Origin of the sequence: Halobacterium sp. KA-6 (assembly GCF_021029015.1) — an archaeon.
GTDB lineage: Archaea > Halobacteriota > Halobacteria > Halobacteriales > Halobacteriaceae > Halobacterium.
Map to the genome: position 1 here is coordinate 175960 of NZ_JAJJZH010000005.1, position 20828 is coordinate 196787.

The 20828-nt window shown below is 57.9% G+C and carries 13 protein-coding genes and 9 pseudogenes; 13 read left to right on the plus strand and 9 right to left on the minus strand.

What is annotated here, in order from left to right; translation table 11 throughout:
* Positions 1-337: 337 nt before the first annotated feature.
* Together LPA46_RS11915 and LPA46_RS11920 are read right to left on the minus strand one after the other, a co-directional pair.
* Positions 338-1332: pseudogene (locus LPA46_RS11915) on the minus strand (IS630 family transposase).
* Positions 1333-1765: 433 nt separating this feature from the next.
* Positions 1766-2611, minus strand: a complete 846-nt coding sequence (locus tag LPA46_RS11920; RefSeq protein WP_230892682.1) for a fumarylacetoacetate hydrolase family protein — start codon at positions 2609-2611, stop codon at positions 1766-1768.
* 97 nt (positions 2612-2708) lie between these two features.
* Between LPA46_RS11920 and LPA46_RS11925 the strand changes: the two genes are divergently transcribed.
* The 3 genes and pseudogenes from LPA46_RS11925 to LPA46_RS11935 all read left to right on the plus strand — a co-directional run.
* Positions 2709-3881, plus strand: a complete 1173-nt coding sequence (locus LPA46_RS11925; protein ID WP_230892683.1) for an enolase C-terminal domain-like protein — start codon at positions 2709-2711, stop codon at positions 3879-3881.
* A 3-nt stretch (positions 3882-3884) separates the two neighbouring features.
* Positions 3885-4982 (plus strand): Gfo/Idh/MocA family protein, encoded by a 1098-nt coding sequence (locus LPA46_RS11930; RefSeq protein WP_230892684.1) that lies wholly within the window; start codon positions 3885-3887, stop codon positions 4980-4982.
* A gap of 70 nt (positions 4983-5052) precedes the next feature.
* Positions 5053-5214 (plus strand): annotated as a pseudogene (locus LPA46_RS11935) (aldo/keto reductase); the annotation flags it as partial.
* A gap of 47 nt (positions 5215-5261) precedes the next feature.
* Here the strand turns inward: LPA46_RS11935 and LPA46_RS19195 are convergent.
* Both LPA46_RS19195 and LPA46_RS11940 read right to left on the minus strand, forming a co-directional pair.
* Positions 5262-5339: pseudogene (locus LPA46_RS19195) on the minus strand (IS6 family transposase); the annotation flags it as partial.
* Between the two features lie 29 nt (positions 5340-5368).
* Positions 5369-6142: pseudogene (locus tag LPA46_RS11940) on the minus strand (IS1595 family transposase); the annotation flags it as partial.
* 231 nt (positions 6143-6373) lie between these two features.
* Here LPA46_RS11940 and LPA46_RS19200 point away from each other — a divergent pair.
* The gene (locus LPA46_RS19200) at positions 6374-6757 is read left to right on the plus strand and encodes a DUF7260 family protein (protein WP_442908250.1); all 384 of its coding nucleotides are present in this window, start codon (positions 6374-6376) and stop codon (positions 6755-6757) included.
* Positions 6758-6910: 153 nt separating this feature from the next.
* On the opposite strand, the pseudogene LPA46_RS19205 reads toward LPA46_RS19200, so the two are convergent.
* A pseudogene (locus LPA46_RS19205) lies at positions 6911-7133 on the minus strand (RNA-guided endonuclease TnpB family protein); the annotation flags it as partial.
* Positions 7134-7186: 53 nt separating this feature from the next.
* Between LPA46_RS19205 and LPA46_RS11945 the strand changes: the two are divergent.
* The 3 genes and pseudogenes from LPA46_RS11945 to LPA46_RS11955 form a co-directional block, all read left to right on the plus strand.
* Positions 7187-7682: pseudogene (locus LPA46_RS11945) on the plus strand (IS6 family transposase); the annotation flags it as partial.
* Positions 7683-7766: 84 nt separating this feature from the next.
* On the plus strand, positions 7767-8651 hold the full coding sequence (locus tag LPA46_RS11950) for an IS1595 family transposase (protein ID WP_230892685.1): 885 nt from the start codon (positions 7767-7769) through the stop codon (positions 8649-8651).
* Positions 8652-8988: 337 nt separating this feature from the next.
* Positions 8989-9090 (plus strand): annotated as a pseudogene (locus LPA46_RS11955) (IS1595 family transposase); the annotation flags it as partial.
* A gap of 6 nt (positions 9091-9096) precedes the next feature.
* On the opposite strand, the pseudogene LPA46_RS11960 reads toward LPA46_RS11955, so the two are convergent.
* Positions 9097-10191, minus strand: a pseudogene (locus tag LPA46_RS11960) (IS630 family transposase).
* Positions 10192-10949: 758 nt separating this feature from the next.
* Here LPA46_RS11960 and LPA46_RS11965 point away from each other — a divergent pair.
* On the plus strand, positions 10950-11717 hold the full coding sequence (locus LPA46_RS11965; protein WP_230892686.1) for an IclR family transcriptional regulator: 768 nt from the start codon (positions 10950-10952) through the stop codon (positions 11715-11717).
* A gap of 110 nt (positions 11718-11827) precedes the next feature.
* On the opposite strand, the gene LPA46_RS11970 is transcribed toward LPA46_RS11965, so the two are convergent.
* Positions 11828-12973, minus strand: coding sequence for a mandelate racemase/muconate lactonizing enzyme family protein (locus LPA46_RS11970; protein WP_230892687.1), 1146 nt, complete (start codon positions 12971-12973; stop codon positions 11828-11830).
* Between the two features lie 123 nt (positions 12974-13096).
* A pseudogene (locus LPA46_RS11975) lies at positions 13097-13731 on the minus strand (IS6 family transposase).
* 217 nt (positions 13732-13948) lie between these two features.
* Here LPA46_RS11975 and LPA46_RS11980 point away from each other — a divergent pair.
* The 5 genes from LPA46_RS11980 to LPA46_RS12000 are packed head-to-tail and all read left to right on the plus strand — an operon-like array spanning position 13949 to position 19768.
* A complete protein-coding gene (locus LPA46_RS11980) occupies positions 13949-15763 on the plus strand; it encodes an ABC transporter substrate-binding protein (protein ID WP_230892688.1) in 1815 nt (604 codons plus the stop codon).
* Between the two features lie 22 nt (positions 15764-15785).
* Positions 15786-16772 carry an ABC transporter permease gene (locus LPA46_RS11985; protein WP_230892689.1) on the plus strand — a complete coding sequence of 329 codons (987 nt, stop codon included), beginning with the start codon at positions 15786-15788 and terminating at the stop codon, positions 16770-16772.
* Position 16773: 1 nt separating this feature from the next.
* Positions 16774-17712: an ABC transporter permease gene (locus LPA46_RS11990; RefSeq protein WP_230892690.1), complete on the plus strand. Its 939-nt coding sequence runs from the start codon at positions 16774-16776 to the stop codon at positions 17710-17712.
* Positions 17712-18719 (plus strand): ABC transporter ATP-binding protein, encoded by a 1008-nt coding sequence (locus tag LPA46_RS11995; protein WP_230892691.1) that lies wholly within the window; start codon positions 17712-17714, stop codon positions 18717-18719. The genes LPA46_RS11990 and LPA46_RS11995 overlap by 1 nt, the downstream gene beginning before the upstream one ends.
* Complete coding sequence (locus LPA46_RS12000) at positions 18716-19768, plus strand: oligopeptide/dipeptide ABC transporter ATP-binding protein (protein ID WP_230892692.1); 1053 nt, start codon at positions 18716-18718, stop codon at positions 19766-19768. The genes LPA46_RS11995 and LPA46_RS12000 overlap by 4 nt, the downstream gene beginning before the upstream one ends.
* 195 nt (positions 19769-19963) lie before the next feature.
* Here the strand turns inward: LPA46_RS12000 and LPA46_RS12005 are convergent, their stop codons facing one another.
* A complete protein-coding gene (locus LPA46_RS12005; RefSeq protein ID WP_230892693.1) occupies positions 19964-20767 on the minus strand; it encodes a creatininase family protein in 804 nt (267 codons plus the stop codon).
* Between the last annotated feature and the right edge of the window lie 61 nt (positions 20768-20828).

Genomic DNA, 20828 nt, shown 5'->3' on the forward strand with positions numbered 1-20828 from the left:
TGACACTGTTCATGCCCCGCCATACTGCTGCCAGCATGGCCGCACCGGCGCCGCTCCGAACTAGTCGAGATCGTGTGCCGCTCCGGTGCTGCTGCGCTCGCTGCACCGTTGATACCCATATTACTATAATAGGAGAATTACAGTACTACAGATGTAAAGTTAGTTCGAGTACCGTGACTATCAGCAGAGGTAGTCCTTCCCATTACACTAACCCATGTGTCATGTTATATAATACCATTATCTCAGCACGGATAGGCGCTTGAACCCAGATCACCAGCCGTAGAAATACATATTTAGAACATCTTCTGTAGTCTAACCTGACACTATATAGTATCGATTAGAAATAGTTGCTCACTTTTGGAATAGAGGTGGTTGAGAACGGTATCGATCACTGCTGTAAGATCGTCGTACAACGCAAAGAAGTGGTGGCTGAGACATGCTAGATGCTGGCTCCAGCGTTCCTTGACAGGGTTCAGCTCTGGCAAATACGACGGGAATGTCCGGAATTTGAGGGCGTCACGGCCGCTAGATCCGTGACGGGCGACACCTGAAAATACGGCGCTCCATCTAAGACGACAATCAAGCCATCTTCGAATTCTTTGTATAATGCTAAAATGAGATGTTTCGCGTGCTCTGCGATGACGTACTCTTCGAATAGGAAGAAGCGATCACCGTTCTCGGTGATCGCGCCCAGCAGACACGTCCACTCACGTTAGCCTGAAAGCTCGACTGAGGGCCGCGTGCCCTGTGGAAACCACGCGGCACGCGGCTCAACTTGGACGGATTTCTTGGTTTGGTCGATACAGACTACGGTGGCGTCCATTTCCCGCCGCTTTTTTTGAGCTCGTCGTGGAACGCTTCTTGCTCGTCTTCATCGGCTTCGGCGGCTGAACAGCGTGGTTTTTGATAGCTCAATCCCGCTTCTTTCAGCAACCGCCGACAACTCGGGATTGAATACTCAGCGCCGTATGTTTCTTCGAGATACTGTTGGGCAAGCGCCGGCGTCCACGCCGGCGCGTCGATCCCGACCTCGCTCGGTGGGTCGTGAACGGTTTCTTCGAATTCTTTCTGCTGTGGTTCTTAGAGTTTCCGTTTTCTCCCAGTTCGTTTATCATCAGAAACTGCTTGCTCAAGCGACTCGTCGGTGTCGAGTCGGTTGAGCCAGCTGTAGATGGTCCGTCGCTGAACGTCGTACCACTCGGCTAGCTCGGTTTGGGTGACACCGTTCTTGTACGCGATTGCGGCTAAGAGCCGTTGTGTCGGCTTCTTTCCGTCCACGTTGTCGAGAGCGTCTTGCAATTCCTCGACGGAGATCTCGTCGAGATGGTTCACTAGCTACTGCAACTATCTCTGAGTAAAAAGTTCTACCGGTTACTATAGTTTCGTAGGTGTAATATCCGTTTTGGCGTCGGTGAGATCAGTTGGTAAGGGGTCCGTGTAGACAACGTCAGGAAGAGTAACACCCCATCGTATGGGAGTGTAGTGCCAACTGCGGGAGTTTCAATGAGCGCTGCGAGAGTCTCGACTACGTCGGTTGCCGGAGTTCGCGTTACTGGTACATCTTGAGCGGAGAGAGACTGTGTAAACGCCTCCACGTTGGTACTTAACATATGGTGACGAATAACTTGAGGACAATTAGTTCTTCTCCAAGCGCCACCCATCCTGACAGTACGAGCTTTCAGGACGGAAATCCACGCTGAAAGTCCAACCTTTCGGTGAAGCTATCCGTATACTAGGGAACGAATGGTGAGGATGAGGCGACGCGCTACTCTGCAACGACGTTGTTCTTGAGGACGCCAATGCCCTCTATCTCCGCCTCAACATTATCACCTGGCTCAAGTAGTTCCGGTGGGTCACGGAAGATACCGACGCCGCCAGGCGTTCCTGTCGAAATTACGTCGCCAGGACAAAGTGTTGTGAACCCGCTAATATACGAGATAAGGTCGCCGATGTCGAAGATGAATTCGTCAGTATTCGACGCCTGCTTGACCTTCCCGTTCACCCGTAGCTCCACGTTCACAGAGTTCGCGTTGAAGCCGTCGCCGGCAACAAGCGTTGGCCCCATCGGCGCGAAGGTGTCGTAGCTCTTCCCACGAAAGAACTGTCCGTCATCGAATTGAGCGTCCCGCGCACTAACGTCGTTCAGCACCGTATACCCCGCAACGTAGTCTTCAGCGTTTTCCTTCGAGATATTAGATCCCGTCCGGCCAACTACTGCCGCAAGTTCCACCTCGTAGTCTACCTGAGAGATGTCCTCGGGGTGTATAACTGCATCCCCAGGGTTTGCGACGGCGCTCGGCGACTTCGTGAACAGCATCGGCTTCTCGGGCGGTTCCTCGTTCTGTTCCTCAGCATGGTCATGGTAGTTTAGTCCTGCACAGATGATTTTCCCTGGAGAAGGGACCGGTGCAAGCAGGGAGACCGATGAACGGTCGTTGGTCGGGAGTACGCCATTTTCGACGTCCCGTTGAATTGCACTTCTGACGGCTTCGTCCCCAATCTCCGCAAGTAACGGGGCTCCGTTCGGTCGTGCATCAAGCGCGTGAATGCGGTTATCGTCAAGTACACCCCAAGCTGGTGTTTCACCGGTCGTGTAACGGACGAACTGCATACTAACCTGAGCTTGCGCTGCGGACATAAATCTTCCCTCTGTGGCGGTATTCCGGCCTCACATAAATTTAAGAACATGCCGGTGGAACAACGTGTGCATGGCGCCCGAAATAACCCATATCGAGAGCGTCGAATTCACCTATCCCCTAGAGGATGTCGGCACCGACGAAGCGGGGTTCAATCTCGTCTACGATCCAGGGGCATCGACTGAACGCGCACTCTACGGTTTGCGTATCTACACGGATACCGGAATTACAGACAAATATGTTGGCGGGAACTCCCCTGGCGCCGCACAAATTAACATGTTCGCGGACTACCTCGTCGGGCGAAATCCGCTTGAACGAGAGAAGCACTGGAGCGAAATCAAGCGTGCGCTCCGGAAGTACGACCGCATGGGTATTGGGCCAGTTGACATCGCGCTCTGGGATTTCGCGGGGAAATATTACGACGCGCCAATTCATGAACTTCTCGGAACCTACCGGACCGAACTCGATGCCTACGCCTCAACGTACCACGGCGACGAGAACGGCGGCCTTGACTCACCAGAGGCGTTTGCAGACTTCGCAGAGGAATGCCGGGATAAGGGATTTGGTGGCTACAAGATTCACGGCTGGGGTGGTAGCGATGCATCCCGGAAACTGGACAGAGAAATAGAGACGGTGCGAAGGGTCGGCGAGCGCGTCGGTGATGATATGGATTTAATGCTTGACCCGGCTTGCGAATACGAGACCTTCGCAGACGCGCTAAAGGTTGGCCGCGTGTGCGACGAGCAGGACTACTACTGGTACGAGGACCCCTTCCGGGACGCTGGTATCTCACAACACGCTCATCGCCAACTCCGCGAGACTCTCGACACGCCTATTCTCCAATCCGAGCATGTCCGCGGACTGGAGTCCCACTCGGACTTCGTACAGGCGAACGCAACTGATTTCTTACGAGCAGACCCCGAATACGACGCGGGTATCACGGGTGCTATGAAAATTGCACGGACAGCCGAAGGATTCGGTATCGACGTGGAGTTCCACGCCCCGGGCCCCGCACAGCGTCACTGCATGGCGTCATGCCGGAACTCGAATTACTATGAGCTGGCTCTCGTCCATCCGAATTGCAATAATACCCAACCCCCTGTTTACAAGGGAAGCTACTCGGATCTTCTTAACGACGTCAAGGGCGGTCGCGTTCCCGTGCCTGACGGCCCGGGACTCGGAGTAGAATACGATTGGGAGTATATTGAGGCTAACCAGACTGGCAGCAAGCACGTTTACAACTAACTCATGACTTACAGAGCTGGCATCATCGGCACCGGCGGCATCGCGGGTATGGGCATCCTCGGCATGCATGACGAGGAAGCGATCGGGAAGGAGAAGATTCGTGCGAGCCACGCAGGCGGCTACGACGCGACCGCCGGCGTCAAGCTTGTCGCGGTGGCGGACGTCGACGAAGAGAAACTTGAGCGGTTCGGTGATGCGTGGGATATTCCCGAGGAGCGCCAGTATGTCGGCCATAAGGCGATGCTTGACGCAGAGGACCTCGACGTAGTTTCGGTCTGCACGCCGTCATTCCTCCATCACGACCACGTTGTTGACGCCAGCCGGTCCAAGGCGTCACCTTCGGTCATCTGGTGCGAGAAACCCATCGCGTCCCGGGTAAGCGACGCCAACGAAATGGTTGAAATATGTAATGAGAATGATACTGAGTTACTCGTCAATCACTCGTTCCGATTCACGGACAAGCTTCAACGCCTCCGTGAACTCGTCCACGATGAGGAAATACTCGGTGACATCCACTCTGTGACCGCACAATTCCGTATGGAGCTACTGCGGAATTCTACGCATCTCCTCGATACGCTTGTCTACCTTCTGGATGCCCGCGCTGACACGGTCAGCGGACACATCACCGAGGAGAACGAGGCCGTGGAGTCGCTGGATGCCGATAAGGCGGTTGACGACTCGGGTGGCGGTGGGTTCGTCGTATTGGACGACGGCACGTTCGCAACCATCGATTGTACAATTCCCCGAGAGAATTCCTCAATGACGTTTCAGTTCATCGGTAGCGAGGGGAAGCTCTACCTGAATAATGACGATGGTGAGTGGCGGTACTGGCGCCTTGAGGATGGCGAGCACGTTGAGAAGCCCTTACCGGGTATTGAGGGGTCGTGGACGTGGAATAACGACTACACGGACTCGTTCGCGAACGCAGCAGAACATGTCGTCAACCTGCTAGATGGTAGTGCCGACAACCATTCTACTGGGGTTGAAGCGACGCGGTCGCTGGAGATTATTGTCGGTTTCTACCTCTCCCATTACACAGGGGGGCAGGTCGACGTGCCTTTGGAACGTCCGCTTCGTGAGGTCAACATCACTTCCTGGTAAGTAGCCGGAATCTCAGCGGGGTTGAAAACCCAGGAAACTATTTACGGATTGATCACGGCCGTTCAAAATGATGAAGTACCGACAACTCGGCAATGCTGGCGTACGCGCCTCAGAACTGTGTTTCGGGACATGGCGATTCGGTCGGAAGACGAACGGCGTTAGGGAGACAAACGAGGAGCGCGCTCACGAACTCCTCGACGCTGCCCACAATATAGGTGTTAATTTCATCGACGGTAGTGTTCAGATAAGCTGATTCCATGCGAAGCTGAACGATCTGACCTAGTCGTCAGCGGTTTCTGCTTCGGCGTTGCTGAAACAGTTTGAGAAACAGAGAGTCCGGCGTTTTATCTTTCTAAAGCGCTCATGGGAAGCACATTGTTGGTGAGTTAGAGCACGGTTCGGACGATCTCTTTGAGAGCCTTTCGACCTGGTTTGCGGAAGATTCGTCGCCGGAGCTGGAATGCTCTGAGATAGGGCGTCAGCTTGTCTTTTGAGACGCCTCGATGCGGCGAGAGCCACCGTCGCGTCAGCGACACCTGGCTCTCGCAGGTATTCACGTGAGTGTCTCCAGCAACGTACTCTCCGTCGCCGTGGACGATGTATTCGCGGTCAAATGCGTCGGCCTCGTCGAGCGGGTACGCCCGAAAGCCGTCAGTATAGACGGTTAACCACTCCCGCTGGCGGTTGACCAGCAGGAGTCGAATCGTCGATTCATCTGCGGCTTTCGCCGGGATCACGTACCGGTCACCGCTGCCACGATTCGCGAGAATGGACACCGGTGGCTTGTCCTCAGGGTACGTGCCACGTCCGCGCGTGGAGAGGCCACGCGAGCGCGACTCCTGGTCGCGCTCGCGGCCTTTGAGTCCGGCTTTCACGTACAGTTCATCTACTTCGACTGGGCCTTCGAGCTGTGGCCGAGGCGCGTTCAGCGCTCGGAGGAAGCGCTGGACGCGCCGGTAGATCGTCTTGTAGGAAACGTCGAGTTCCGCGTTTAGTTGTATGAGACTGGTGTTAAAGCGGATGGAGGTGTAGATGGTGAGATACCACTTTCTGAGTGCGTCCGTCGAGTGTTCGAAAACGATGCCGGCCTGATCGTTGAACGTGCGGTCGCAATTCTTACAGCGCTACCGCTGAAACACGTGATCGCTGTCGTGCCGAATCCATAGTGACTAACGCAACTTCTGAATGAATCCGTCGAGGTGATTTTCGATCCACGAGCCTGCGAAACTCAGCTGGTCGGTCAACTTCGTGAAGATGTCATCGGATATCTGTTCCCTACTGTTTCAAAAGAAAACCAAGGCGGATTCCCCGCCCCACCGTGGGTGGGGAGGAAGCCGACAGTCGCTGCATCATACCAGTCTTTGAGTGAATCCCATCCCAGATTTATAGTAGTGGTCGGCGGCCAACAGTTGTCGCCGGTCACGGGCCGCGGTCAACCGGCCCCCAAGGTCAGGAATGATGAAGACAAATCCGTTAAACAAGCCCAAGCTGACCTCTCTCAGATCCTCTCAACATTAGATACGACCGTAATCCCAAGCTGGTGCCGGGACACACTTACTGAGCAACTCAACACGATTGGGGAACAGCGCCAACAAACGCTCCAAAGACGCACGCACGTAACATACCCTGATGAATTTCCACTCTGCAAGTATCTCTATGGCGATCAATCTTGGAACTATCCAGTACTAACAGCAATCGCACGGCTTCGAGAAACAGTCACGCTTGAGGATACGCATACGACGAAACTCACCCCCTTCGACTACAGCAGGCCTTAGGAATTGCAAGCTAATTGAGTGCGGAAGGGTTGCCTAGAGGACACTGTAAGCCAGGAAAGGGTACAGAACTCTCAAGTAAATGCCCGCGGCTTTAGCCAGAGAACGCCACTCTATTGATGTCCCGCTCCGCCTTCAAGCGGAGAATATCGAGCGTTATGGATTGCAGCCTCTTTGTGCTCTCTGTGTGAACCGGTGGCTCTCGCGGTCGAACAGGTGGACTGCGGGCTGTGCCAACCAGCAGTTACTCATCCTCCGTTGGGGGAGTTATCTTTCGGCAGCTGTTCACCGTGCCGTTTACGTCTGCGTTCATCTTCGTCTCGCAGGATGAACAGACGTACAGACCGCGCTCCACATGGTTGTTATCACGCATCTCCCCCGCGGTGTTCAGATAAGGATGAAGAGTGAGGCGGTTCGTTTTCTAAGTGGTTCATGCCCGAAAACGACCACCTCAACGGGTGTTTAGAGGAGATTGACTTAGAGTTTGTTGAACGAGAAGCGCCATCGCGATTGCTGATGAAGCTCAGTAACTGTTTCTATTCTTGAGATATTCGGTGTCGAGCGCGCTCGATCCACCGTTCATAATTGGGTTCATAAGGCCGATCTACAGCCCGACCCTGGTCGGTGCCCGGATCACATCGCGGTTGACGAGACTGTGATCCAACTCGACGACGAACAATATTGGCTGTACGCCGCTGTTGATCCCGAAACAAACGAATTGCTCCATACAAAGCTTGAACCGACGACAACGAAGGTTCTCGCTCATTCGTTTCTGACGGAGCTCTCCGAGAAACACGACGTCTCCGACGCCGTGTTTCTCGTCAATGGATCGCACTCGTTACAAGACGCGTGTCAGCGTCACGGCTTCGATTTCAGATACGAGAAACATGGAAATCGGAATGCTGTCGAACGTGTCTTTAGAACGCTCTTCGGAAGCAGGTTGTTGGTCGAGTAGAGCTGGCGCTGTTGAAGCGTAGCGGGCAAGGGTGACGCGAACGCGTCACCCGATGCAATGTTCCCAGTTGAATTGCTGAACTCAGAGGCGAACGCCGCGAACCTGCTGGAGCAGGTTCGCTGGCGCGATAGCCTCTACTGCCCGCACTGCCGGTCTGAGTCAGTGATCAAACACGACAGCTATCGACAGTATCAACGGTATCTCTGTACGGATTGCGACCGCACGTTCAACCCCAAGACCGCCACGATCTTCGCGCACGCGAAGATCGGCCTTGACAAGCTCTTGTTCGCGTTCTACACGTTACTCCGGTTCAACACGAGTATTCGTCAACTAGACGCTGAACTCGACGTCTCCTACCGGTCGCTTCGGCGGCGCGTCGAGCAGTTCGCCAGAACGCTCGACGCGCCAGCTATCGATCTCGTTGGCCCAGTCGAAATCGACGAAGTGTACGTCACTGCAGGGCTGAAAGGCTGCGAGCGCGACCAGGAGTCGCGCTCGCGTGGCCTCTCAAAACGTGGTCGTGGAAGCTACGCCGAAGACAAGCCATCAGTGTTCACACTCGTTGATCGCGGCACCGATCAGCGATACGTCGTCCCAGCGAAATCCGCTGACGAATCAACCGTGCGACTCCTGCTGGGCGACCGCGAGGAGGAGTCGCTTACCGTCTACACCGACGGATTTCGAGCATACGATCCACTCGAAGACGACGAGAATTTTCAGCGAGAAGCGGTGATTCACGGCGAGGGCGAATACGTCGATGAAGACGCACACGTGAACACCTGCGAGAGCCACGCGTCGCTGACGCGACGGTGGCTCTCGCCGCATCGAGGCGTCTCAAAAGACAAACTCACACCGTATCTCAGAGCGTTCCAACTCCGCCGTGAAGTCTCCCGAAAACCAGGAAAAGAAGCGCTGAAAACCATCCTCGAAACTGCACTCTAACTCCCCAATAACCTACGCCACAAGAGCGTCGATTGATTAAGGAAGTATCTATACTTCTAACCAGTATGCGTCGGCTGTTGAGCGGACAAAGAATTGGTCGATCACGATCAACATCAGCTTACTTGCCTCCGCTTACGACATGCTCCTACGTCAACGTGCAAATCTGAGTTTCGAAAAATAGTTTGTTACATCCATACGATCGTAATTCCTTATCGGGAATAGTTGCTTTAACGACAGTATCGTCTGTCGCTCTTGGGTAGCAAATTGTTGGTGAGGTCTCAGCAGTAGCTGGAAGCCGTAGCGTACAAGGGTGGCGCGAACGTGCACCCGACGAAGCATGATTCCACTCAAGACGTTCGTCTCGGAGCGTCGGGCCGGGAATCTGCTGGCACAGGTTCGCTGGCGTGTCGGCGTCTATTGCCTGCGCTGCCGTGCCAAACCATACCTAGCGTAACTTCTGGAGGTATCCGGCGAGATACTCGACAATCCACGAGGCTGCGAAACTCAGCTGAATCGTTAGTTGCTCAAAGAACTCAGTAAGGAGAGCGCAGTATTCTGCCGCGCTCCCCACAATCAACGGCGACGCTTTCCATTTGAGGCTTTTCCAGACCTGTTCGATTGGGTTGAGATCCGGTGAGCCAACCGGAAGGAACACGAGATCGAGACCAAGTTGGTGGGCTCGCCTCCGCGTTGTACTCGTACACGTGCGATTAGAAGTTATCCAAGATGAGCAGAATCCGCTGGCTCGGATTCTGCTCGTGGATCCCCTCCAGACACTCACAGATGCGTTCTTTCTCTTGATTGACCGGAAACTGAACAACACTCTCACCAGCGAGGGCATAGAATCCGACCACTGGTTCGTCTACCTTCACCAGCGGTCGGGTGATGTGCGGATCATCTACGGTGTAGAGCGGCTGTGAGTTGTCCCATGGTTGCGGATGGGATGTGTCCAGAAATCCAAGGCCGGTTCCGCCGTCCGTCCGAATTTCCTCGTCAACGACCCAGTCTTCCTCGTCGTCACCATCGCGTTTGTTGTGCGGAGTGTCGTCAGACTCCTCGTCGAACGCGTCAGCGACGCGTTCGTCGAGAATCTCTTCAACATTCTCTGGGCGTGATGGGCGCTTAGTCCGGGAAATTGCGTAGGAAAGACCGAGCTTTTCGAGGAACGCACTCAGGTAGACCGGGTAAAACTGGATGTCGAATTCTTCGTTGATGAGGTGCTGTATTTCCTGTTTCTTCCACAGTTGCCCGTCACAAAGAAGTTCCAAGAGGCGTTCGCGTTGGTCCTCGCCGATAGGCCCCCGAAGTTCGGCATCAGGAGACGGAGACCACCCTTGTTCCACCGGCGGGCCCAGCGTGTTCCTGTCCGGAGGACACTGCCGACGATGTCGGCAGCGTCCTCCAGGGTGGCTCCCTTGTAGATCCGTTTGATGAAGATCAGCCGCTCAGTGAGTTTTTCATCAGTAGACTCCGCAAGGAGTCGGTCGAGACCGTCCTCACTGAGGTGACGGACGATCTCTTTGCGGCAATCTCCAGATATACTTTCATATTAGACATCACTTCGATAACTTCCCCTAACCATTACCGGTCGTTCAGGCGTTCACCTCCGGTGGGTCATACCTGTCACCACGGATCGGGGGCAGCGACTCGTCGAAGTCCCCAGATGCGACGCCGGACCGGGCGCCCCTCTCGCTCGCCGAATCTTTCATCAACGATAAAATGGGTCGTCGCAATCGTGGAAGTTACTGTCACGATTTTTCCCCACGTCGAAGCCGCCGTTTTCACGGGTTCTGAACGGGATACGTAACGCACTGACGACGGAGCGGGAGTCACTGATGGTGCCCCCGTAACAACACCAACGGTGTTAGTGGACCCACTGGGTCTCACCTGCTTTGACGCGTTTCCGTCGTATCGGGGCTTTCCGACCGTGACAGGACGTGGCCTGTAGGGTTTGTCACTCACTGTCGCGGCCCTTAATACGTCAGACGGTGCCAACCCACCTTTCAACTTCGCCAAAACCGCTGCGGCGCCTGTCGCCTTTCTGACTACCAAGGCTCCTATCGCCGGTTTTCGGCGGAAAAGGTCACGAGCGTCCAATCGGACGTGGCGGATTCGGTATCGCCGGGATTTGTCGTTTTGCCGGGGGAATAATTAATATTGCATAATTCGGAAAGGACTGCTGAACCACTTGGGACGGAGTGTACCCTGCGACCGGTCGGGGGTTTCACTATGACCAAATATCGATCCGGTCGTGGTGGGGAATTGTTTTATACTCGGCCATGTATTCACTACCAACGAATGAAGGGCAACGGATCGAGCAACACCATCAACGCCGTCGAAACGACGCTCACGATCGTCGAAGTCCTCAAGCAGATCAACGCCGCCGGCGTCTCTGAGATCGCCGACGAAGTCGGGATCCCGGTGAGCACGACCTACATGCACCTCAACACGCTTCGCCACCGCGGCTACGTGACGAAGTCGGACGGCGATTATCGTCTCTCCCTGCGATTCCTCGAACACGGAGGGGCGGTCCGTCAGCAGATGGAATTTTTCGGTATCATCCAGGACGTCGTCAACCAGACTGCGTATCTCACCGGGGAGATCGTCGGTTTCGGCGTCGAGGAACAGGGGCAACGCGTCGCCCTCTATCGAAGCGAGGGAGGGGGCGCCGTCGGCGATCAGATCCCGATCGGGGAGTACACGTACCTCCACTGGACCTCGCTCGGTAAGGTGATACTGGCACACCTCCCGGACCGGCGTGTCGACGAGATCATCGACGAACACGGTCTCCCGCAGGGAACGCCGTTCACTATCACCGACCGATCGGAACTGGAAGCGGAACTCGCGTCGATCAGAGCGGATGGATACGCCACCGACGACGCCGAGCGACGACGGGGCATTCGCGGCGCCGCGGTCCCTATTATGGACGCGGACGAGACGATAGTGGGCTCGCTCGGAGTCGCCGGTCCGGAACACCAGTTCACCGAGGCGTACCTCTCCGAACTAATCGACACGCTGCTCGAGAAACGGAACGTCATCGAAATTCGGAGCGAGTTCTACGAGTGACCTGATCACGGTTGCCGGCCGGTTCGTGTCGACGCGGGTTCTTCTCTGTGGTCTCGCGCCCGGGCGACAGCAACGGGGCAGGCGTGGACGCGGAACGGCGGTGATGTCCGTCAGATCGAGACCTCGTACTTGATGCCCGACCCCTCGGAGACGCGGTACTCCTCGATTTTCTCCTCGGAGACGGAAACGCCAAGGCCGGGTTCGTCGGGCACCGGCATCGTTCCGTCGTTGACCCCGAAGGGAGTCTCGATGACGTCGTTTTCGAGGGTGTAGTTGACCCGGTCCGGGGGGAGGTTTATCGTCGGCGAGGCGGCGGCAAACTGCAGCACTGCCGCGGTCTTGATGCCCAGGTCGAACGTCGAGTGGTGGGCCACGGAGATCCCCGCGTCGTCGTACAGCCCCAGGTTCTTCTTCGCGGCGAGGAGTCCCCCGGCGGGGATCACGTCTATGACGGCGGCGTCGATAGCGTCCTCGCGGACGAGTTCGAAGACGTTACGGGCGTGGTAGGCGTCTTCGTTGACCCCGATCGACGTCCGTAGCCGCTGGCGGAGCCGCTTGTAGCCCCCGATGTTGTCGATCCGGAGCGGTTGTTCGAGGTACTGCAGGTAGACGCCGTTCTCTTCGAGACGTGCGCCCGTCTCGGCCGCCTCCTCGAAGCTCATCGTCTGGTTGCCGTCGAGGCGGAACTTCATCTCGCCGTCAACGGCCTCGTGCATGGCGACGAGGCGTTCGATGTCCTGATCGACGTCGAGTCCACCTTTTGTCTTCAAGACCTCGAAGCCCCGGTCGTGGGCCCACTGAGCGTACTCAGCCGATTCCTCGGGGTCCATGATACCCAGACAGTACGCTACCGGCAGGTCGTCGGTCTGCTTGCCGCCGAAGAACTGGTGGATCGGCGCACCGAGTTTCTTCCCGAAGGCGTCCCAGAGCGCCATCTCTACACCGCCGACGTAGGGCGTGATGTGCATGTACGGGAATTCGAATGCCTCGATCAGGTCCTCGACTTCCCAGACCTGCCGGCCGACGACTTCGGGCGCGATAACGTTCTCGATGGCGGCCATCGCCATACTCGGGTCAGGGCCCCACGAGGTCTCCCCCCATCCGACGATACCCTCGTCCGTCTCGACGCGAATGACGAGTCGGGGAGTCGTCTCCTGGGTCATGTACCCAGCGACGTACGGCGCGATGCCGAACTCCTCGCCGAGCGGCTTGATGTCTATCTCCACTGGAATGGCTTCGACACTAGTGACTTCCATACAGGACGATTAATTCGCTAATAGTACAAAACACTTCTTCCAGGGCGGACGAGTATCGGTTCGTTTCCGAACGAGACGGCGTCGGATGCACCCTCGACGACTGCCTCTCGACGGGGGCAGTGTTCAGATTAGTTGGTTCCAGGCGAACGCGAAGGTTTGCAACCATGTTTCTGCAGAGTCAGCAGTTGCGTGGCGGAAGTGGGCGGCGAACTGCTCAGTTCGGCGTTTCAGCTCCTTAAACACGCGTTCGACGGCATTCCGATTCCCATGTGTGACGTGTTGGAATCGGAGCTCGAGCTCGAATAATGCGGCTTTGAGCCACGGTGCGCCATCGACGAGAAACACGGCATTTTCGACGCGATGTTTCTCGCGGAGTTCCTCCACGAACTGTTTTGTTAAAACGGTTGTTCGAGTGGGGAAGAGTCTGACATGCAGGAATTCGTTGGTTTCGGGATAGACAGCGGCGTACAGCCAGTAACGCTGATCGTTGAGTTGAATCACGGTTTCGTCGAGTGCGACGTGATTCGGATTCTTCCCGGGATTGGGCTGTAGACCGGTTTTCTAGACCCAATTGTGGATAGTTGAGCGAGCATGTTCGACACCGAAGGAAGCTAAGACTGAGACGGTATCCGAGAGTGATAATCCGGCGGCATGGAGTCGGATACCCAATTTCATCGCGGGCTCCGGTGTCGCTTCTCGCTCCACAATTCTAACTCGAAGCAGTCGCTATCACCGGTGAGGCGGCAGATTTCGGGCATGGACACCTATAGTAATTTTCAGAAGTGTCTACTCACAACTCTCACCAAATCCTCAAGAACCGACTAAGCTCGCCGACCTACGATGGGTGCCACTACAAAGACTTCCAGATTCTACTATAGAAATCCCTCCGCCTCACTCTTCAATCCTAATCTGAACAGTGCCCCGACGGGGCTACCAAACTTTTATATGTCGGGACTGAGCAACAGAGATTGTACCATGGTAGAAGATAACAGCCGAAGAACGTTCCTGAAAGCAACTATCGGTTCTGGCATCCTGACCGGACTGGCTGGTTGCGGACAACAGAACAACACGGTGGCCGTCACGCCCACCAGCGAAAGTAACGCCGACGGGGGCGATAGCAGTGGAACCGGGAAGAAGATAACTCCGGCCGAGGGCGAAGCGGACAACTACGAACCGTTCGATGAACCGTTCAACTGGGTCGGGATATCCCGAGACAGTTCCACGACGCGATACACGGCGCAGAATCTGGCGAAGAACACTTGGGAGCAACTCGGGATTACGTTCAACCTCCAGCCGATGAAACTACCTCCGCTGTTTGAGCGGTGGACGAGCAACAACTTCGACGTACTCACTCTCTGGTGGGTCGCTCGTGCCTCGCGGCTGGACCCGTACTTCATGCTGTACTTCAACTTCCACTCCAAGTTCACCGACGAAGGTGAGAACATGGAGCAGTACGTCAACCCGAAGTACGACGACATCGCCGATAAGTTCAAGACGACCTACGACAGGGAGGAGCGAAAGAAGTACGTCTACCAGGCCCAGGACATCATCGCTCGGGACCAACCCGGGATCCACTACTGGCACACGTACTCCCTCGCGGGCGCGAACAACCAGTCGTACTCCGGATGGAACCCCCAGATTGGGACGCAGGCCTACTGGAACATGGCCAATCTAACCAATGTCAGTGCGTCCGGTAACGATCAGGCCCTCATCTGGGCGTCCACGCGAAGCCCGACGGCCATCAATCCGATGTCGATCCAGGGCAACGCCGCCGCTCAGGCGACGAAGATGATCTACGAGCGACTCGTTCGCTGGACGGCGAACGGAACCGCCGAGCCGTGGGCCGCCGACGAGATCATCGTCCAGAACGGGACGACGATCGATGTCCGCCTCAAAGAGGGACTTACTCACCACGACGGTGAGCCGTTCACCGCCGAAGACGTGAAGTTCACGCTCGATTACTACAACGAGTACTCAGTCCCGTACCTGTCGGCGTACTACGGACCGGTCGAGGGCGTGGACGTTCAGGACGAACTCACCGCCAGGTTCCACCTCAGCGAGGCGAACTCCGCGTTCCAGAACGTCCACCTCTCCCAACTCAACATTCTCCCGAAGCACATCTGGGACGGCGTCGTCGAGGAGAACGGACTCAGCCACCCGAGAGACTGGAGCGATCCCGACCTCACCGGGAACGGACCATTCGAACTCGACCGGTACGAGTCCGGCGGCCGCATCGTCTACTCGCCCTACGAGAACTACCAGCTCGCCGACTTCGGGTTCGACCAGCTGGTCTGGAACATCTTCTCGAACCAGGCGGCAGCGGTCGGTGCCGTCCAGAACAACCAGGCCGCGTTCGTCCAGGAGATCAACCCGAACAGCTTCAGCCGCCTCCAGGACGCTCAAAACGTCAGCGCGGTCGCGAACCCGTCTCACGGCGCCTCGAACTTCTGGGTGCAAAACCAGCGCGACCCGTTCAACGACGTCGCCTTCCGGCAGGCGCTCTCGTTCGCGCTCGACAGGGAAAGCATGATCAACACGGCCATGAGGGGACGTGCGGACCCGTCGATTACCCCGATCGCCCCCGCTAACGAGTTCTGGTACAACCCCGACGTTCCGTCGTACTCGGGCGGTGTGGAACGGGCCATCGAGGTGCTGAAGGAAGCCGGCTATCGGTGGAACGATAACGGCCAGCTGCTGAAGCCCATCGACCGATTCTCCGGCGACGGTCCGCCGAAGCTGGGGAACGAGGCCGACCTCGAAAACGGGTACACCTACACCGTCGGCAACTAACACTACACCAGGATCACATTATATGGCCTCACGACTCGAGTTTATTGTAAAGCGCCTGGCGATGATGGTGCTGACGCTGTTCTCGATAGCGACAGTGCTGTTTCTCCTGTTTCGACTGATGCCGGGGAACCCGGCCGCTGCAGTCGCGAACCCGTCTATGCCGCCAGGCGTGCGCGAACAGTTGCTTGAACAGTACGGACTGGACGAGCCGCTAACTGTCCAGTACGCGCTGTTCATGAAGAACCTAGTGATGGGCGACCTCGGAGTCTCGTTCTCCCGGCAACAGCCCGTCACGGGTCTGTTGATCGGCAAGGCGCTGAACACGATGGTGTTGATGCTCTCGTCGCTGCTGATCGCCTTCATCATCGGTCCGGCGCTTGGGGCCCTGTTTGCGTGGAAGCGCGGATCCACGCTCGACACCGTCGGCGTCGGCACCGTCCTGACGATGTACGCGGCGCCGGTGTTCTGGACGGGAATGCTCGGTATCATGGTGTTCTCGTTCAGGCTCGGCTGGTTGCCGAGCGGGGGCATGCACTCACCGGGGTTCATCGCGTACTCGATCTGGGACCAGTACTTCTCAGTCGACTTCCTGCGACACCTGATACTCCCGCTCACCGTGACGACACTCTGGTGGCTGACAATGCCTACCTTCATCATGCGAAACAACATGCTCGACGTCATGAACGAAGACTTCATCGAGATGAACAGAGCGGAGGGTCTCTCTGAGTTCCGCATCATGTACCGCCACGCGGCCCGCAACGCGTTGCTCCCCGTCTTACACTACGGAGCGACGGCAGTTGGGTTGGCGATGGGGACCTCCGTCATCATCGAGAAGGTGTTCTCCTGGCCGGGGCTCGGACGAATGCTCTGGAAGGCCGTCATCGCGTCCGATTACCCGCTCGCGCAAGGCGGCTTCCTCGCCATTGCAACCATCATCGTCGTCATGAACTTCCTGATAGACGTCCTCTCGGTGTACATCGATCCACGACTGTCGGAGGGTGACATATAGCATGGCGACCACAGGTAGTCTCCTCGAATCGTGGCTGTCGCGGTCCCAGCGAGCGACGCTCAAGCGGACCGGCGAGCAACTCAGAAACGTCTGGTCGGCGATCAGGAATTACCCGACGGCGCTTGTCTCTCTCGGGCTCCTGGTCGCGTTCGTCCTGATCGCCGTCTTCGCTCCGCTCATCGCCCCGTACAACCCTGATACCATCTTCAAAGTGCAGTCAACCGGCCTCCCGCTCGCGCTAGAGGGTCCGTCCCTGGCGCACCCGTTCGGAACGACCCACCTCGGGCGCGACGTGTTTAGTCAGTGGGTCTACGGGAGTCGGGTCTCGCTGCTCGTGGGCCTCCTGTCCGGGTTCTCCGTGATGATCGTCGGAACGTCAGTCGGGCTCATCGCGGGATACTACAAGGGGACGGTCGATCTGGTCGTGATGCGCGTCGTGGACGTCCTCTACGGCATTCCGCAGACGCCGCTCGTACTCGTCATCGCGATGTTCATGGGCGCGTCCGTCTGGAACGTCGTCGTCGCCATGACGCTCGTACTCTGGCGAACGATGGCGCGTATCATCCGGTCGCAGACGCTCTCGCTGTCGGAGCGGCCGTTCGTGAAGTCGGCCCGCGCCTCCGGGGCGAGCGACTTCCGGATCATCTTCTATCACATCGCACCGAACATCCTCCCACTGATGTTCATTCAGACGACGATCACGGTCTCTGGGGCCATCGTCCTCGAGGCCGGCATCTCGTTCCTGGGCCTCGGGGCACAGGACATGACGAGCTGGGGGACGATGCTCCAGCTCGCGTTCTCCACCGGCGCGATCCGCGAGGCCTGGTGGTGGGTCCTGCCGCCGGGCTTTAGCATCACGCTCCTCGTGCTTGCCTTCTTCTACATGTCGCGGGCGCTCGAGGAGATCACGAATCCCGAAGTCGACACGGAGGTGATCTAATGTCGGTACTCGAACTCGACGGTATGTCCGTCGACTACGCCACCGAAAACGGTCGGTTGAGAGCCGTCGACGACGTCGACCTGACCGTCGAGGAGGGCGAGATCCTCGGCATCGTCGGCGAGAGCGGCTGCGGTAAGACCACGCTTACCAAGGCGATCCTCGGCCTGCTCGCCAAGAACGGGCAGGTGAGCGAAGGGGAGATCCGGTTCAAGGAACAGAACCTCCTCGAGTGTTCGCAAAAGGAGTTCAACGGGCTCCGGTGGGCGGACATCTCGTACATCATCCAGAACGCGATGAACGCGCTGGATCCGGTGTACACCGTCGGGCAGCAGTTCACCGAGGTCATCCGGAACCACGAGTCCGTCTCGAAACGCGAGGCCCGGGAACGTACCCAGTCGCTGCTCGAGAGCGTCGGCATCGACGGAGATCGCGCCAACAGTTACCCGCACGAACTGTCGGGCGGACAGCGACAACGCGTCGTGATCGCCCTGGCGCTCGCTTTGCAGCCTGACCTCGTCGTCGCCGACGAGCCGACGACCGGGCTGGACGTCGTCGTCCAAGACGAGATCCTCGACCTCCTGACTGACATGCAGGAGGAGTTCGGGAACTCGATGATCATCATCACGCACGACATAAGCGTCGTGTCGGAGATCGCAGACCGCGTCGCAGTGATGTACGGCGGCGAGATCGCGGAACTCGGGCCCACCGGCGACGTGTTCAAACGGAGTGGCCACCCCTATACGATGGGGCTGTTCAACGCTTTCCCGTCGGTAGACGAGGGCGACCAGGAACCGGTCAGCATTCCCGGCTCGCCGCCGGACCTGACAGAACCGCCCGAGGGATGCCGGTTCGCCGCCCGGTGTCCGTTCGCGACGGTGGAGTGCGAGACGACACCGCCGTTCGCCGAGGTGCGCGACGGCCAGCGAGCGCGATGCCACTACGTCGACGACGCCGCGGCGTTCAGGGCCGAAAGCAAAGACCCCGAAACCTGGATGGGCCAACAATGACCGAGAACGCACTCTTCGAAGTGAACGGACTGCGAAAGCTCTACCAATCGCGCGAGGACACGCTCCTGGCGAGCCTCAAGGCGACGCTCACGCGTGACCACGACTACCTGAAGGCGGTCGACGGCGTCAGCTTCGATATCCGGGAAGGCGAACTCCTCGGTGTCGCCGGCCAGAGCGGCTGCGGGAAGTCCACCCTCGGCGAACTCCTCGTCGGTTTACAGGAGGCGACGTCCGGAGACATCCGATTCAGGGGCGAGGACATCACGGAGTACTCCTCCGACGAGATGCAGGAGTTCCGTCGTCAGTGTCAGGTGATCTTCCAGGATCCCTACGAGTCCCTGAACCCGCGCTTCCCGGTTGCGCGGACGGTGGCCGAACCACTCGTGATACACGACATCGGGACGAGCGGCCAGCGCGACGAGAGAGTGAGAAAGGCACTGGAGGACGCCGGTCTCCGGCCCGCCGAGAAGTACCTGGACCAGCTCCCGTCGGAACTCTCGGGAGGCGAGCGCCAGCGGGTCGCCATCGCCAGGGCACTCGTCCTCAACCCGGACTTCATCGTCGCCGACGAACCCGTCTCGATGCTCGACGTGAGCGTCAGAACGGGAATCCTGCGCCTGTTCAAGCGTCTCCAGCGCGAGCGCGACCTGACGATGTTCTACGTCTCTCACGACCTCTCGACCATCCGGTACCTCACCGACCGGACGATGATCATGTACCTCGGGAACGTCGTCGAGCTCGGACCGACCGAGCAGGTTATCGAGAATCCCCAGCATCCCTACACCGAGGTGTTGCTCGATTCGGTTCCGAACCCGGATCCAGAAGCCATCAGGGAGAAGGCGGACCGGAACGTCGAAGCGCCGGACCCCGTCGACCTCCCGTCCGGCTGTCGGTTCCAGCCCTACTGTGAGTACGCCACCGAAGACTGCGCGGCGTCGGAACCGGAACTCGACTACCACGTCCGACGTAGCGCAGACGGAGACGAGACGCAGATGGCGGCGTGTTACCACCCGCTCGAAGCGGAGGAGGTCGATCGACCGCGTTCGTAAGTCGAAACGGACCCTGAGACGCCTCGGTCCGTCGAACCATCGCTCGGACGGAGTTCCGGGCAAACTTACGATTCTGTGCTGTGACGTTCCGATTCGGATTTTCGTGACGACAGAGCGGACGCCTCCGCTCGCATACCCCTGGCGGCAGAGTTACGACGGGTCCTCCTCGCAAACGATACCCGATCGCCGCTCGGGCTACGCGTTCCGCTCGTGAATCTCGGTCAGTAGTTCCTCCATCTCATCGCCGAGTCGTTGATATATTTCCTCGCCCTTCGCGGCGCTGGCCAGTTCGGGCGCACCGATGGCGCCTGTGTGGGAGTACTCCTCGAACTCCCGATAGACGGCGAGAGGGCCCCCGTCGAGCAGGTCGTGGGTGCCGAGTTCGTACGGTTCGTCGAGCATCGGCGCCTCGATCTCTTCTTCCTTGACCAGCTCCTCGCGGAGATACTGCATGAGCGAGGTTTCGAACTCGCCGCCGTGGGACATCCCGCCGACGTCGCTCTCGCGGATGTCGTCAATGAAGCGATCGGCGAGGGTGAAGTAGGTCAGTCCCAGCACCTCCACGTCGCCGTGTTCGTCGCCGATCGTGCTGACCGCCGCGGAGATGAGGGACATGTTCCCGCCGTGGCCGTTAAGCAAGAGGAGGGAGTCGAACCCGTTCTCGAGCGCGCTATCGGCGATATTCTCGATCGCCTCAAGCATCACGTCGAAGTCGAGCGTTATCGTCCCGCCCAGCGACATGTGGTGGGGCGAAAAGCCCGACCAGAACGGCGGCGTCACCATGACGGGCACGTCGTCCTCGACGCGCTCGGCGCCCAGGTGGGCGACCGCGTCGACGAGGATCGTGTCCGTCGCGACGGGCAAGTGGTGGCCGTGCTGCTCGATACTCCCGATTGGGAGGATCAGTAGCGACCCATCCTGTTCGCCGACCGCCTCGATGTTCTCGTACGTCTCCCCTGCCCAATCCGATCGGGCCGATCCGAAACTCTCGTACACCATACGGGATCCTCCGCGCTCTGGTACTTATATCTAGGTCGTCGACAGGGCCTGTCGCAGCCGG

Bases quoted from the DNA above. Each gene is read 5' to 3' on its own strand.
- LPA46_RS11920 (WP_230892682.1), bottom strand. From the start codon at position 2,611: ATGCAGTTCGTCCGTTACACGACCGGTGAAACACCAGCTTGGGGTGTA.
- LPA46_RS11925 (WP_230892683.1), top strand. From the start codon at position 2,709: ATGGCGCCCGAAATAACCCATATCGAGAGCGTCGAATTCACCTATCCC.
- LPA46_RS11930 (WP_230892684.1), top strand. From the start codon at position 3,885: ATGACTTACAGAGCTGGCATCATCGGCACCGGCGGCATCGCGGGTATG.
- LPA46_RS11950 (WP_230892685.1), top strand. From the start codon at position 7,767: ATGTTCCCAGTTGAATTGCTGAACTCAGAGGCGAACGCCGCGAACCTG.
- LPA46_RS11965 (WP_230892686.1), top strand. From the start codon at position 10,950: ATGAAGGGCAACGGATCGAGCAACACCATCAACGCCGTCGAAACGACG.
- LPA46_RS11970 (WP_230892687.1), bottom strand. From the start codon at position 12,973: ATGGAAGTCACTAGTGTCGAAGCCATTCCAGTGGAGATAGACATCAAG.
- LPA46_RS11980 (WP_230892688.1), top strand. From the start codon at position 13,949: ATGGTAGAAGATAACAGCCGAAGAACGTTCCTGAAAGCAACTATCGGT.
- LPA46_RS11985 (WP_230892689.1), top strand. From the start codon at position 15,786: ATGGCCTCACGACTCGAGTTTATTGTAAAGCGCCTGGCGATGATGGTG.
- LPA46_RS11990 (WP_230892690.1), top strand. From the start codon at position 16,774: ATGGCGACCACAGGTAGTCTCCTCGAATCGTGGCTGTCGCGGTCCCAG.
- LPA46_RS11995 (WP_230892691.1), top strand. From the start codon at position 17,712: ATGTCGGTACTCGAACTCGACGGTATGTCCGTCGACTACGCCACCGAA.
- LPA46_RS12000 (WP_230892692.1), top strand. From the start codon at position 18,716: ATGACCGAGAACGCACTCTTCGAAGTGAACGGACTGCGAAAGCTCTAC.
- LPA46_RS12005 (WP_230892693.1), bottom strand. From the start codon at position 20,767: ATGGTGTACGAGAGTTTCGGATCGGCCCGATCGGATTGGGCAGGGGAG.